The 13586-nt window shown below is 56.8% G+C and carries 12 protein-coding genes, 1 pseudogene and 2 riboswitches; of the genes and pseudogenes, 5 read left to right on the top strand and 8 right to left on the bottom strand.

Features of this window, described 5'->3' with window-relative positions; translation table 11 throughout:
• Positions 1-60: 60 nt before the first annotated feature.
• Positions 61-235: riboswitch (M-box (ykoK) riboswitch) on the bottom strand.
• A 79-nt stretch (positions 236-314) separates the two neighbouring features.
• Positions 315-1562 carry an MFS transporter gene (locus RSAL33209_RS00885; RefSeq protein WP_012243676.1) on the bottom strand — a complete coding sequence of 416 codons (1248 nt, stop codon included), beginning with the start codon at positions 1560-1562 and terminating at the stop codon, positions 315-317.
• A 138-nt stretch (positions 1563-1700) separates the two neighbouring features.
• Here RSAL33209_RS00885 and RSAL33209_RS00880 point away from each other — a divergent pair, with 138 nt between their 5' ends.
• Positions 1701-2612, top strand: coding sequence for a LysR family transcriptional regulator (locus RSAL33209_RS00880; RefSeq protein WP_041684264.1), 912 nt, complete (start codon positions 1701-1703; stop codon positions 2610-2612).
• 13 nt (positions 2613-2625) lie between these two features.
• Here RSAL33209_RS00880 and RSAL33209_RS00875 read toward each other — a convergent pair whose 3' ends face one another.
• Both RSAL33209_RS00875 and RSAL33209_RS00870 read right to left on the bottom strand, forming a co-directional pair.
• The gene (locus tag RSAL33209_RS00875) at positions 2626-3546 is read right to left on the bottom strand and encodes a serine hydrolase (protein WP_012243674.1); all 921 of its coding nucleotides are present in this window, start codon (positions 3544-3546) and stop codon (positions 2626-2628) included.
• Entirely contained in the window at positions 3543-4454 is a 912-nt protein-coding gene (locus RSAL33209_RS00870; protein ID WP_158539276.1) for a LysR family transcriptional regulator, read from the bottom strand. Before RSAL33209_RS00870 ends, RSAL33209_RS00875 begins: the two co-directional genes overlap by 4 nt.
• Positions 4455-4733: 279 nt before the next feature.
• On the opposite strand from RSAL33209_RS00870, the gene bla reads away from it, so the two are divergent.
• Positions 4734-5474 carry a class A beta-lactamase gene (gene bla / locus RSAL33209_RS00860; protein ID WP_012243671.1) on the top strand — a complete coding sequence of 247 codons (741 nt, stop codon included), beginning with the start codon at positions 4734-4736 and terminating at the stop codon, positions 5472-5474.
• Between the two features lie 30 nt (positions 5475-5504).
• Here bla and RSAL33209_RS00855 read toward each other — a convergent pair whose 3' ends face one another.
• The gene (locus RSAL33209_RS00855) at positions 5505-6080 is read right to left on the bottom strand and encodes a cupin domain-containing protein (protein WP_012243670.1); all 576 of its coding nucleotides are present in this window, start codon (positions 6078-6080) and stop codon (positions 5505-5507) included.
• A gap of 155 nt (positions 6081-6235) precedes the next feature.
• Between RSAL33209_RS00855 and RSAL33209_RS00850 the strand changes: the two are divergent.
• The 3 genes and pseudogenes from RSAL33209_RS00850 to RSAL33209_RS00840 all read left to right on the top strand — a co-directional run bounded on the left by RSAL33209_RS00850 (position 6236) and on the right by RSAL33209_RS00840 (position 9425).
• Positions 6236-7728 (top strand): annotated as a pseudogene (locus RSAL33209_RS00850) (sodium:solute symporter family transporter).
• Between the two features lie 42 nt (positions 7729-7770).
• A riboswitch (SAM riboswitch) is annotated at positions 7771-7902 on the top strand.
• A 14-nt stretch (positions 7903-7916) separates the two neighbouring features.
• Complete coding sequence (locus RSAL33209_RS15730) at positions 7917-8180, top strand: hypothetical protein (RefSeq protein WP_080503727.1); 264 nt, start codon at positions 7917-7919, stop codon at positions 8178-8180.
• Positions 8181-8333: 153 nt separating this feature from the next.
• Complete coding sequence (locus RSAL33209_RS00840; protein WP_233494244.1) at positions 8334-9425, top strand: VIT1/CCC1 transporter family protein; 1092 nt, start codon at positions 8334-8336, stop codon at positions 9423-9425.
• Positions 9426-9445: 20 nt separating this feature from the next.
• Here the strand turns inward: RSAL33209_RS00840 and RSAL33209_RS00835 are convergent, their stop codons facing one another.
• The 4 genes from RSAL33209_RS00835 to RSAL33209_RS00820 form a co-directional block, all read right to left on the bottom strand.
• On the bottom strand, positions 9446-10549 hold the full coding sequence (locus tag RSAL33209_RS00835) for an LOG family protein (RefSeq protein ID WP_012243664.1): 1104 nt from the start codon (positions 10547-10549) through the stop codon (positions 9446-9448).
• Positions 10546-10809 (bottom strand): SRPBCC family protein, encoded by a 264-nt coding sequence (locus RSAL33209_RS18385; RefSeq protein ID WP_233494243.1) that lies wholly within the window; start codon positions 10807-10809, stop codon positions 10546-10548. Before RSAL33209_RS18385 ends, RSAL33209_RS00835 begins: the two co-directional genes overlap by 4 nt.
• Positions 10810-10996: 187 nt before the next feature.
• Complete coding sequence (locus tag RSAL33209_RS00825; RefSeq protein WP_012243662.1) at positions 10997-12940, bottom strand: MDR family MFS transporter; 1944 nt, start codon at positions 12938-12940, stop codon at positions 10997-10999.
• Entirely contained in the window at positions 12940-13431 is a 492-nt protein-coding gene (locus RSAL33209_RS00820) for a MarR family winged helix-turn-helix transcriptional regulator (RefSeq protein ID WP_012243661.1), read from the bottom strand. The genes RSAL33209_RS00825 and RSAL33209_RS00820 overlap by 1 nt, the downstream gene beginning before the upstream one ends.
• Positions 13432-13586: the final 155 nt, after the last annotated feature.

Raw genomic sequence — 13586 nt, 5'->3', positions numbered from 1 at the left:
TGCGGATTCAATGACAGATTCATGACCGCAAAACAAGAGAGGTTCGGCTTCTTGCCGATGATTGCCCCTCCTCGTCAGACCTTTGGCACTTCGCGTCGTAACCCGGCGGAATCCGCTGGGAGCCAATCGGGATCACCCCTTAGGCCGGGGTGGTCTGTCCTGATCCGGGGCGTCTCTCGACGTTTGGGATCGCTGGCTTGTGTCCGCGAAGGAGCCTCAGCTATCGAGTGGCACCTTGCTTATTCAGGGCAACCCCGGCTTCTGTTAAGCGCAAACCCCATCGGAAGGCTCACCGACACAGCACCGGGAACGAGCTAACTCCGGTGCCGACTTGTGAGCACGATTCCGCTAACCAAGACGGCCGTCAGTACGCAAGCGATGACCAGCATCGACGCAAAGGTACCCAAGGCGCCAACCATCAAACCCAGCACAATGGCGGAGATTCCCATGCCCAGAAAGGCTGCAATAAAGAAGATCGAGAGCACGCCGGCACGGGAAGCCGGTACCGCTGACATCGCGGCTTGGCTGAGTCCGGCCTTAAAGGTTAGCCCGGCGCCCGCGCCCACCACGGCGGCTGCAGCAAGAAACACGCCCAACGAATGGTGCGCAATCGCAAAAAGCGTCAGCGCAAACCCCAGCAAATAAAAAATCAGGCCTAAGCCGGAAAGTGTCTTGGGTCTTAGCCGCCCAGCAGTGAATTGGGCCGCAGCCGAGGCGGCACAGACCGCGAAGGTGCCTAGGCCACCAAGAAACACATCTCGGATGCCGAGGTCATAACGGATTATTGGCGAGCCAAGCGCAGAAAAAAGCCCAGTCACACCAAACGCCGTGAAGCCTAAAACTGATGCACCGATGAAGATCGTACGCTTTCCATCCTGAATATGTACGCGACGGACCCTAAATTCGGGTTGGTCACTGATATCCACGGTTTCCGGCGTGACGAGCACAAAAACTAAAATTCCCAGCAGAATGAGACCAAAGACTACATAGGGCAACAAAAGTGCATCCGGTAACCATTCAGCAGTGGCTCCCGCAATGATCGGCCCCAGTGCCAAGCCGCCAAGACTTGCCCCAGCAGCAACCATGCCGGGCCGAAGGGGCGCATTGATATGGGGCCGGGCTTGTTGATCTAAATCAGCAAGATAGGTGGTTGCGGTCGCAGACATCAGACCGATGGCGACGCCGGTCAGGAACCGGCCGATGAGGAGGCCGGGGAGTTGTGGCCAGGCGATCAGCACAAAGGTCGCCGCAATGCCCACGATGAGCGCCGGCACGATGATTCGACGCCGGCCAAACCGGTCAGAAAGGTGCCCGGCTGCGCCGAGTGCGGCAGCGATACCAGCAACCAGCGCCGCGAAAGCAACCGTAACCATCAGCGCGCCAAAGCCGTCCCGCTCCTGATACAGCGGCCACAACGGCGTCAGCGCAGTACCAAATGCGCTCAAAGCTGCGTAGGCGACCGCAACTACCCAGAAGCCGATTGCGTGCGGTAAATGTCCTGGAGTGCGCGCCGCCTGAGGACTGGATGCTTCAGTTTCGACCGTCGCCGGGTAGTTAGTCATTGCGCTATTTCATTTCTCTTTAGTCATTAAGCCGTGGGTTTGAAAGCTCGAAAAGGTGCCTCCTAGCAATCATTTCAAGGAAGTAATATCTTTGGATTAGCAGAATCAGATATCTAATATCTGCTGGAGAGATTGATTATGGAAATTCGACAGCTTCGGCACTTTCTCGCCTTGGTCGAGGAAGGCGGTTTCATCCAGGCCGCTCGACGTGAGTCAATCGTGCAGTCGGGACTGTCTTCCTCTATCAAGGCCCTAGAAAATGACCTTGGCGTGCAGCTTTATGTCAAAGGAACCCGAATGCTGCGGCTAACGGCGGAAGGAAAGGCGCTGCTTCCGGTGGCTCGCTCGGCTGTCCGGGCGGTTGAAGCTACTTACCAGGCCGTGAACGCCGTCAACGAGCGTTTAGTTGGCCGGCTCGACGTCGGCACTTTTACCCATGTTGAACATCTTATACCAATTTCTGGCGCGCTCGCCCGTCTCATCGGTAGATATCCCGGCCTGCAGGTGAGACTCACTCAATTCGCTTCCGACGATATGGTCCAGATGCTCGCCGCCGGAAACTTGGACTGCGCGATCACCTCGAACGTGGAGAAATCGATGCCCGGTATGAGCTTCGAAACCCTGGCCGAAGAGCCTTATGTGCTGCTTGGCCACCGGAGTCACCCGCTTCAACATCAAGCAGAGATTCACCGCAAAGATCTTGACGGGTACGGCTTTATCGAGATGCCGAGCTCCTGGGCAGCACGTTCCCGCCTCGATGCGCTCTTCCAAGATTCAGGCTCGAAACGTAAGCAGGTTGCCGAGGTCAACGACTGGGCGTTAGCTCCAGACCTGATCGCCAATAATGCTGGCCTAGGTTTTGTGCCAGAGAACCTCGCAGTGCAAGAGCAACGTTCAAATCCGGACGGCGTCTGGTACCGCGCAGTAGCCGACATTTCGCTCTCGCGCCGGATCGACTTTGCGATGCCGATGGGTAATGCTGCCTCCCCGGCCGCGAAAGCGCTACGAACCGAACTCTTCAGCCTCAAACAGCGACGAACTGCACTCTGACAAACGTGGGCAGTCAGGCTGTCCTGGCACGCAAATAATCGTAGAGTTCGCGCGCAGCCAAGCCCAAGGCGTGTTCGGCCAGCGGTTGAATGTAGGCCGGAATCGATGAAGCACTCAGCACGGTAACCACAAATCCCGGATGCCCCTCTGGCTTCGCAATCCCAGCTTCATGGCGCAAGTTCAAAAAGGTTCCGTTTTTAGAACTCCACGACGTGGCATCCGACTCAAAATGCGGCGCTAGCCTGCGACGAAGCGCATTGTCTCGAAGCATTTTCATCAGCTGGCTACCGATGGCGCCGCCGTCGGAGTGAATCATTTGCAGAAGGTTGCTCACCGAACGCGCGGATCCGATATTGGCATGATTAATATCCAGTGGACGAATCACATGACCTTGCCCACTGGTTTCGCTATTGATCGCCAGTTCGAGCACCAATCCGGGCTGCTCTTCATCGAGAATATTGGCGATGCTGCTTTGCAGCTCAGCAAGAGTGTGCCGCACGACGACGTCGGAGACACCGTACTCGCCCAACACCTGGTTGATCCGCTCCGGCGGGCAAAAGCTAAAAAGCAGCTCACCGGCGGCGTTGTCGCTCATCGTGACCGCCATAAAGACCAAATCTGGCAGGGTGATCTGCACCGGTCCACGAAATCGACTAAGACCGGTGGGGCCGGCCAGGCGTTGGTGTGGTTCGCTCATTATCAGTTGGTCGGGATCGAGCCGACCGATCTCGATGTCTTGCAACACGGCGAGCGCGAGCGGAACCTTGACCAACGATGCCAAAGGGAAGCGTCGCTCGGTATCGATGCCAATCTCGGCTCCCGAACCCAAATCTCGCACCAATATCCCAGCAGCTAACCCGGCGGTGGACAGGTGCGCTTTTGCCCGAAAAATGGCTGCCGTGGCACTGCTGTTTAACTGATCAGCACTGTTCATAGTTGGGTGCTTTCTGGGACGCGCTGGGTTGGCGCAGCAGCAAGACCAAGCGCCTTGGCCATTGCGCGGCCAAAGTCGATAGAGCCGGTCAACTCTGGGGCGCCTTCCCGCGCAGTCATGCGCAAATACCGATGCACGTTCAGATCTCCCAGCTTGCGCCAGAATAGGCCGTACCGTTCAGCTTCCTCCACGGTGCACAGTAACTGTGCACCGTGGAAACTGACCGGTGAAATCCATTCGGTCAGATGTGCGGCCACCCGTAGTTGGCCGCGGGCCAAGGCCGAACGATCTCCTGCGCGAAAGAGCGCGTCCCGAATTGCCGGTACGTCGTCAATTTCCTGCAACCAAAGGGTAGCGGCCCGGTTAGCAGCCGGATTCGATGCGGTGCGCAGGGAATCTAGGAAGAATCGTCTCGCCCCATTGTCTAGCTGACTCGCGACGCCTAGTTCTGCCGACCATTGCGCTTCCCGTTCCGGCGCTGACTCCACCAACATGTCGACGTCGAGTGCCCGGAAAGCGCGGGCGGCACTTCGCACGTCACAGCGGCAGATTCTAACGTCGTAGCCCAAACGGTGTGCAACCGCGACCACCGAGGCCAGTTCAGGGAGATCACATTGTTCCGGAACACAGAGTCGAATCGGTTGTGCGCGTTGCTCTGCCGCCTGCAAGGCCAACTCGTCAGCCATCGCACATAGCCTGCGGGCTTTAGCGAGCATCGTGACACCCAGTTGGGTCAGCACCACGTTCCTGGTCGATCGATAAAACAGCGCACCACCCAAATGACGCTCTAGCGCGGCGACGCGGCGGCTCACTACTGGTTGGACGATGTTTAGCGCTGCCGCTGCCCCCGTAAATGAACCCCGGTCGCTGACCTTAACAAAACATCGACATCCCGCGAGTAGGTCCATAAGTCGAGCATATTTCATTCATGCATAAATCGCATGAATTGGATTGATTTGTGCTTTTAATACATCAAAGGCGTTATTGGATTCTAGACAAATGAAAAGCACAGCAGAGCAGGCAGACCAGCAAACACCGTTGAGCCACCAATTCAGCAGGCGCAGCAGTTTGCTTGCCGGGCTGGGTTTAGTGGGTGCAGGCACGCTCTCGCTGAGCGGCTGCTTTGGCCAGCCGACATCAGCGACCGCGACATCGACAGCTTCGCCGAGCTCAAGCAGTTCTGCCGCTTGGACGGAAAGCTGACAAAACTAGAACAGGATGCCGAGATAACTCTTGCGGTATGCGCCTCCGTTCAAGGCGGCCAGCGACTTGAATATCGCGCTACTGAACCGTTGGCAATGTGCTCAACTTTTAAAGCAATTCTGGTGGGAGTGCTGCTCAGCAAACATGCACGCGACGATAGTTATTGGGCAACCCAAGTCATGATCGATCCGGCAAAAGTCCTCTCGTACGCCCCGATCACACAGCCATTTGCCGGTCGCCCGATGCCGATCGCGGATTTATGTGATGCAACGCTGCGCTACAGCGATAACACTGCCGCGAACCTTTTGCTCGAGCAGTTAGGCGGTCCGCCTGCTTTGACGTTCTTTGCCGCAGATCTCGGCTTCAAAAACACTCGACTCGATCGAACTGAGCCAGATTTGAATGAAAGCAAAGCGGGCGATGCGCGGGATACGTCAACGGCTGCAGATCTTGCCGGAATCTATTCCGCGTTGCTACTTGGCGATGCCCTTGGCGCACTCGGGCAGAGCATGTTGCGCGGCTGGATGCTTCGAAACACCACCTCGGCTCAAAAAATGGGCGCTGGAATTCCAAAAGAAGCCGAGCTCGCGGATAAGACTGGCAGCGGCAGCTACGGCACGCTGAACGACGTTGGCGTGATCTTCCGGAAAGCTAAACCTCCGGTTACCTTAGCAATCCTGAGCCGGGCGGTAAGCACCGATCCAAATGAGCAAGGCGATGCTTGAGGCCATCGGTTGAGCATCACATCTTGACCGCTAGTGCGAAGCTGCCGGAGTAAGTATCCAGAGCACTCGGACGATTTTGTCGCTGTAATTTGTCCAGGAATGTGGTTCGCGCCCCGGAAAAGACAGCGTGTCTCCGGTGGAAAGTTCGTAGCTTTCACTGGTGAACCGCAAGGTGAGCTCACCCTCGATGATGTGCAAAACGTCAACTTCGCAATCAACGGTGTACAACTCGTCTTCACCCTTGCCAAAGGGCTTAATCTCAGCGTGCAACACCTGCAAACGACGTTCTGACCGTTCGGTGAGTAATCTTTCGATGATCCCCTCGCCACCCAGCGAAACACGCGGGCCTTCAGCGGCACGCACCAAGTGCGTACTGGGCGCAACAAAAAGGTCGCCGATGGAAATGGCGAGTACCTCGCACAAAGTCACCAATGAGGCGACCGAGGGAGAGGTAAAATCGCGCTCTACCCGGCTCAAGAATCCCTTAGTCAGACCGGTTGCTTCAGCCACATGCTCAATGGTGAGTCGCTGAGCTTGGCGGGCGGCTCGAATTCGAGAGCCGATCTGCACTGGACCTTGATTCGGCTCTGCCGGCAGCGCCTTCATGTAGCTTCACTCTCGCTTTCATCCGTCTACACAAATCCTATGACCCGCGTAACGTTTGACTGTTACCTCGATCACACAATAGCCTACCAAGCAACATTAGTTTCCTTAAATAGGCAATTTATTTGGCCTATATGCCATTCTCCGGGGGCCTCCAGATGGACGCACAAAACATCGTCAATATTGCCATTGTTGTTGCCTATCTTGTTGCAATGCTTGGTTTCGGCTTCTGGGGAAAGAGCAGAACCAAGAACAACTCCGATTTCCTGGTGGCGGGCAGACGGCTAGGCCCTGCGCTATAACACCGGCACCATGGCCGCCGTCGTACTTGGCGGTGCATCTACCGTTGGTGGCGTCGGCCTGGGTTATAGCAAAGGCCTCTCCGGGCTGTGGCTCGTGGTGGCAATTGGCAATTGGCGTTGGCGTGTTAGTGCTCAGTCTGGCTTTTGCCGGCACTATCCAGCGGCTGAAGATCTACACCGTCTCGCAAATGCTGAGCTTGCGTTACGGACACACAGCGACCCAAACCTCTTCTATCGTGATGCTGGCCTACACCGTGATGCTCTGTACTACTTCGACTCGCGCCTACGCCACTATTTGTGTGGTGTTGTTTGGTTGGGAGTGCTGGGTTTCCATTGCCCTGGGTGGAGCCATCGTGCTGGTTTACTCAACCATCGGCGGCATGTGGTCGATTACTTTGGCCGATATGGCCCAGTTCGTCGTTAAGACCTTGGGCGTCTTTGGCCTGATGTTGCCGTTTGCGCTAGTTGCCGCGGGAAACCAGGGTGGCTTTGATTCGATCAAGGACCGCGTCAAAGAAAGCTTTTTCCAGATCGATGGCATCGGCGTGCAAACGATCATCACCTACTTTGTCGTCTACACGCTCGGCTTGCTGATCGGTCAGGATATCTGGCAGCGCGTCTTCACGGCAAAATCGCCGAAGGTAGCCCGCTGGGGCGGCACGACCGCTGGTATTTACTGCATTCTGTATGGCGTTGCCGGTGCTTTGATCGGCATAGCAGCTCGAGTGGCGATGCCAAATATCGATATTGCGACCGGCGGCAAAGATGCCGTCTACGCCGAAGTTGCCGCGAATCTGCTGCCCATCGGACTCGGCGGACTGGTGTTGGCAGCTGCGGTGGCGCGAGCAGACGTATTGCCATTTATCGCCAGCTGGTTTGGCAAAGTCGCCAATACCCAAGACAGTGACAATCCAGAACACGATGTGCGCGCAAACCGCTTGTGGGTACTTGGCCTGGGTGTAGTTGCCATTCTGGTCGCAATCTCAGTCAAGGACGTGGTTGCCGCGCTGACTATCGCTTAAGACATCTTGGTCGGCGGGCTGCTCGTCGCGATCATCGGCGGCCTGGTCTGGAAACGCGGGACCGGGATCGCTGCGGCAGCCTCGATGGCGGTGGGCGCCGTCGTTACCGTGCTGCTTCTCATTTTGTTCAGCACCGGCGCTATTGCCAGCGAAGACGGTATTTACGCGAATGAACCAATTTACTTTGGCCTGGGGTCATCCTTGCTGGTTTACCTGGTGGTCTCACTTGCGACGCCGCGAACCTCAGCTGCCACGATGAGCATTTGGAATTCGCGCGTCAAAGGCGCGGTGACTCCGGACTCAGCACGAGAAAAGGAGACTGCGTAATATTACGCGGTGCTACCCGTTCCCGGGTTTAGAGTGGGAGTGCTTCATGAGTTGCGGTCGCTCTGTCACAGCACAGCTCCGACTGGCCGCACGCCAACCCCATGTTCAAGGGTGGCTCGGATGAGGAAGCGACCTGGCGGGCCACGAGACAAACCCGGCGGGTAAGAGCACTCCCGGAAGGCACGCCCGTGTCTGGCATTCGTTTTGTTCTCCCCGCCGTCGAGGTCAATCTCGGCACCGTTGCGTTCCTTTACGACGGCGAATGGCGCAGTTTCTGGGTCGCCAAACCCACTTCATTGCTCAACGCACTAGCCAATGCTGTGCGACCAAGTCGCTGGGACGGCGAACGGCTCACGCTGACCGTGACGGTGGCTCGAACCGGCCTGCGCAATGGTCAGGAAATGGAATTCAGCTTGGCACCGACTCAGGATAGCCAGCCGACTTTGCGATAGCAAGGAAGCCGGTCTTCTTGCTATCGCAAAGTCGGCTGGCTATCGCCAAACCTTCGTTGAAGGTTGAGGTGCACCGAAGCTCCAAACTAAGGAATCCCAGCCGAAAATCCCCGGAAATAACAGCTAAAGTTGGGGCTGACCCGAGGAGATAACGTGGCTGAGACCGCCCCCACCACAGCACAAATAAAACGTTGGCAGACGTACTTGGCCGACGAGCGTGCCGAAGCTTCGGTATACCGCGCCCTGGCAACAAAGCGCGACGGCGAGGAGCGCGATATTCTGCTGGCCCTTGCCGAAGCGGAAAAACGGCATGAATCGCACTGGCTCAAATTACTTGGCGAACACGCTGACAAGAAGCGGAAAGCCTCGCTCAACAACCGAATCCTAGGCTTCCTCGCTAGGCACTTCGGCTCAGTGTTCGTGCTGGCACTGGCCCAACGATCCGAGTCCCATTCGCCGTATTCAAAAGACCACGATGCCACTGCCGCCATGGCAGCTGATGAGGCAATCCACGAAGAAGTTGTTCGGGGCCTGGCAACGCGCGGCCGCAATCGTCTCTCCGGCACGTTCCGCGCCGCAGTCTTCGGCGCTAACGACGGACTGGTCAGCAATCTGTCGCTACTGATGGGCATGGCCGGAGCGGGCGCCGAACCGAATATTATGCTGCTCGCTGGCATTGCTGGCTTACTTGCCGGCGCGTTGTCCATGGGCGCGGGAGAATACGTGTCAGTGCGTTCGCAGCGCGAGCTGCTCGACGCCTCGCGGCCAACCCAGATCACACTCTCGGCGGCGAAAGCCTTGGACATTGACGCAAATGAGTTGGTACTGGCCTATCGCGCCCGCGGCATGAGTCAAGAGGAGGCCGAACACCGGGCCGCCGAACGGATGGGTAAATTCGAGTGCGACTGCAATCCGAGTTTCTCGCTCCAGCCCGATCTGGAATCTGCTGCACCGGATCATGAGACTATTGGCACCGCATTTGGCGCCGCGATTTCTAGCTTCTGCTTCTTCGCCTCGGGGGCAATTATCCCGGTGCTGCCATACATCTTCGGCATGACCGGAATCGGCGCGATTCTGGTGGCGGCAGTTCTGGTTGGGTTGGCGCTGCTAGCAACGGGCGCAGTAGTCGGTTTGCTTTCTGGCGCACCGCCGCTGGCGCGCGGAGTTCGGCAGTTGCTGATCGGCTTTGGTGCAGCAATTGCCACCTATCTGCTGGGGCTGCTTTTCGGCACTGTTACCGGTTGATACCCGGCCGCCAAGGCTAGCTATTGGCCCAAGAAATCGACAGCCGCTTGCTGATCATCAGTGAGCAAGATTCGCTCAGCCATACCGCGATCAGAGGCAAGGCGCTGAAGCAACTGCCAAACGGGCAGTTCTTCGGTCCAATAGCGCTTGCCTAAGAGCACCATCGGCACCGGCTCGGCCGCGGCATAGTAGTTTTCACATGCGTCTTGGAAGATCTCCTGTACGGTTCCAGCGGCACCAGGCGAGAACAGGATTCCGGCCCGGCAACGCTCTAAAAGCACCGCTTCGCGGACCGAATTCGTAAAGTATTTTGCAATGCTGCTGGCAAAGACATTTGGCGGCTCGTGTCCGTAGAACCAGGTCGGAACTCCTAAATTGATCGGGCCACCGGGGAAACGTTCGACGACGTCTAGGGCCGTGCGCGCCCAGCGCGCAACCGAGGGGCGAAAGTCCGGTACGGTGCTGAGATGCTGCACTGCCCATTCGAGTGAACTTGCCGACTCGTTGGCCAGCCAAGCGCCTAGATTTGCAGCTTCCATTGCGCCGGGTCCGCCACCAGTGGCTACCGTAAACCCGGCCAGCGAAAGGCGGGCACCCAACTCTGCCGCGGTGCGATAAGCAGCGCTCCCCCGGGCTGCTTCATGCCCGCCCATCACGCCAACCACTTTTTCACCCAGCCCTGCGCCATCGGCGTTAACGCTCGTGAGTAGATCATCAAGGGCATCGCTTATCGCGTGGTCGTGCATTGCCGTGGCTAGCGTGGAATCTAAACTGCGTTCAGAAGTCAGCGTCCACTGATATATCTGGCCATCGACGCTTTGTTCGTACCCATCGCGCAGGCCGGTGTAAAGCTCAGAACCCGAGTAAAGCCGAGCTCGATACGCGTCAAATGGCACGTCCGGGATAATCGGGAAAATCAGCGCACCTTGCGAACGAAATCGAGCCTCAGCCTCTGGGCTGAACCGACAACCCAGAAATACCGCACCGGAGACGTCAACTCCGTCAAAGTTCAGCCCACGCAGATCCAATGACTGCACATGCCAACCCTTGATGGACGTCGGCTTAGCCGCCAGAAGTTCGTGCAACTGCGCCAAAGACTCTACTTCAACATTACGAACATTCACGCGGTTTCCTGACCAAAATACTCAGCCATTTGTAGCAAGGTGCGCTCAATATTTCCTGGGTGTCTGCGAGTAAACCCAGTCAATCGCAAACCCAGTTTTCCGCGCATATTACGCGCATCCCACTGTTCAGTCACGAGAGTTCCGCCCTGGGCCGGCTCCAAAATGTAGCGCCAAATGTGACCATAAAAATGCCGCCAAGCGATCCGACGACCTTCTTCAAACTCAACCACGTGATTCATGATCTTGTAGGAAGCCTTCATTTTCATATCCATGCCGAAACTGGCTCCGGCGCTGAGCTGTTCCGGACCGTTAGGTTGCACTCCTTTGACGGTGTCGGAGCCGCGATAACTTCGTGCATCGCGGGGTGGGCAAGTAAGTCGAAGACTTGCTCCGGCATCGCCGGGATAAGACGGGTACGGGATATGAAGTATCGGTCAGCCATGGAACTCAGCCTAGCTGGCCGTCCTCCCGGCCTGCCCGGCTAGCCAGATAATGTGCTGCCGCTTGCTGAATTCGCCGTTCGGCAGCTAGCTGCCGTTCCAATTCAATAAGCCCTCGAGCAGTTTGCGCCTGCTGTGATTGCAAGGCCTGTTGTTCTGCCGATATCCGATGCACCTCAGACATAGCAGTGCTGAGCTGCAGTTGCTGCTGAGTGTCAGCGAGCTTTTGCGCCACTGGTTCCTCGATGAGTAGCACTCGTTTTCCGGGTTGCGTAGCTTCCGCAAAACGTGTTGGTCCCACCTTTGGAATCGAGCCTGTTGCGCTGAGGACCTCAGCAAACTCTTGATCAAGGTCAAGCTCGGGCTCGCTCTGCTGAACTAACGGTGCATCAGCAACCGGTTCCTTGAGCTCAACGGTGGTACGCAGCGCACGTTCCTTGATGAACAACACCGCAATAAGCGCTACGACGGCGATAATCGCCGAAATCGTGAAAATGAGTGAGGTCGCATCACCGTAAGCTGCCCAGATCACATCTCGAATCGGCGCTGGCATATCCGCCAAGTCGAGGCTGCCACCGGACTGCTGGGCGGAGGACGGAACACCCAATTTAGTCAGGCCATCCGAAGACAGCGAGGTAACTCGGTTTGCCAACACTGCACCAAGCACCGAGACGCCAATCGCACCGCCAAAGGACCGGAAGAAGGCAACTGAGGAACTTGCCGAGCCGATGTCTTCGACTCGAACCGTGTTCTGTACCGCGAACACCAGGTTCTGCAACATCAAGCCAAGGCCCAGTCCCATGATGAAGATAAACAAGCCAACTAGGGTCAGATTCGTGGTGTGGTCGATGCGTCCGGCAAAGCCCAAGCCACCGATCAGCAAGATTGCACCGGCGACCAAAAAGCGCGTCCACTTGCCAAATCGACTAATGAGCTGACCCGAAAGTACCGAGCCAATTAGGTTTCCTGCGATTAGCGGCAACATGAGCAGCCCAGCCTCGGTTGGCGTCGCGCCACGGGAGATCTGGAAATACTGACCAAGGAAAGTTGAAGATCCGAAAAGTGCGACGCCGACGGCAACCGAAGCCAAGATGGCCAGAGCGGTGGTGCGCTGCGAAATGATCTTGAGCGGAATGATTGGCTCACTCACTTTAGACTCCACGAACAGCATGACGACCAAGAGCAGCAACCCGCCACCAGCCATCAAGGCGCTCTGCCATGAGATCCAGTCGTAGTAGCCAGCTTTTCCAGCAAAAGAGATCCAAATAAGAATCAAAGATACGCCTGCGGTCAACAAAATTGAACCAGCCCAGTCGATCTTCGCGGCCTTTCGCACGTGCACGATCTTGAGGGTTTTTTGCAGCAAAACCAGGGCGATGACGGCAAGCGGTACACAGATATAGAACGTCCAGCGCCAGCCCAAGGGGCTATCCACAATGACGCCGCCCAAAAGCGGCCCGCCCGCGGTGCCAACGGCCATGACCGCGCCCATGTAGCCGGAATACCGTCCACGCTCACGCGGCGCGATCATGGTGCCAATAATTGCCTGTGCCAATGCGGTGAGACCACCGAGCGCCACGCCTTGGATAACTCTTGCGGTGAGCAACATCGGAATGCTTTGGCTAAGCCCTGCCACGACCGAGCCGGTAACAAAGATCACAATGCTTAGCTGGACGAGAAGCTTCTTGTTGAAAAGATCAGAAAGCTTGCCCCAAATAGGCGTCGTCGCGGCATTAGCGAGCAACGCCGCAGTAACCACCCAGGCGAAGTCTGTTTGGGTGCCTTTGAGGTCGGACATGATGGTGGGCAAGGCATTGGCCACAATGGTGCTGCTCAAAATCGCGGTAAAGAATGCCGCCAACAGCCCGGTGAGGGCTTCCATTATTTGTCGGTGCGACATAGGCGCTGTGTCTGCTACCGGTAAGGAAGTTTGGGCCGAATGGCTGGCCATTAGTTGGTTCCTCTGTGGGGTTCAGTGTGGATTTTTCCGGTCGCCTTTGCCCGGGAAGCTTCAATAAAAGTGCTGGATAGGTCTGCTAGGAGCTCAATCGCTTCACTGGCGCGTTGTTCATCCCAGCCGGCTAACGCCTTTGCCACGATCTCGGCCTGCCGATGATGCGCTGCGTCTAGTTCTTTTCGGCCTTTTTCCGAGAGGGCGACCAGCTGCGCTCTGCCGTCCAATGGGTCAGCTCGCCGTTGGATAAAGCCGATTTCGTGCAGGTCGGCAATATGCCGGCTGAGCGCTGACGGCCCTACACCTAAATGTGCAGCCACATCTGAGGCGCGAGCTTCGCCAAAGCCATCAATGATCCGGAGCACTCCCAGTAAAGCGACACCCGGATCAAGGGAGCTCGATTTAGCCGAGACAAGGCATTTGGTTGAGCGCTGAAAATCTGTAATCCGGCTGACGAGTAGTTGGGCTACATCTGGTCCTACCGACATGGCTCTTCTTTCGAATTATTGTTTGCTTCAAGCAACTATATCTTAAAACATATGCTTTGGATAACTAATCAATTTGTCTGGCTTATCCACTGGAGTATCAGGCGGTAAGTTGGCTGGCTTGCTTGATTTCGGCGCTGGCCTGGAACGTATTCTTT

This window comes from Renibacterium salmoninarum ATCC 33209, from assembly GCF_000018885.1.
Classification (GTDB): domain Bacteria; phylum Actinomycetota; class Actinomycetes; order Actinomycetales; family Micrococcaceae; genus Renibacterium; species Renibacterium salmoninarum.
This window is presented reverse-complemented; position numbering and strand designations above follow the sequence as displayed.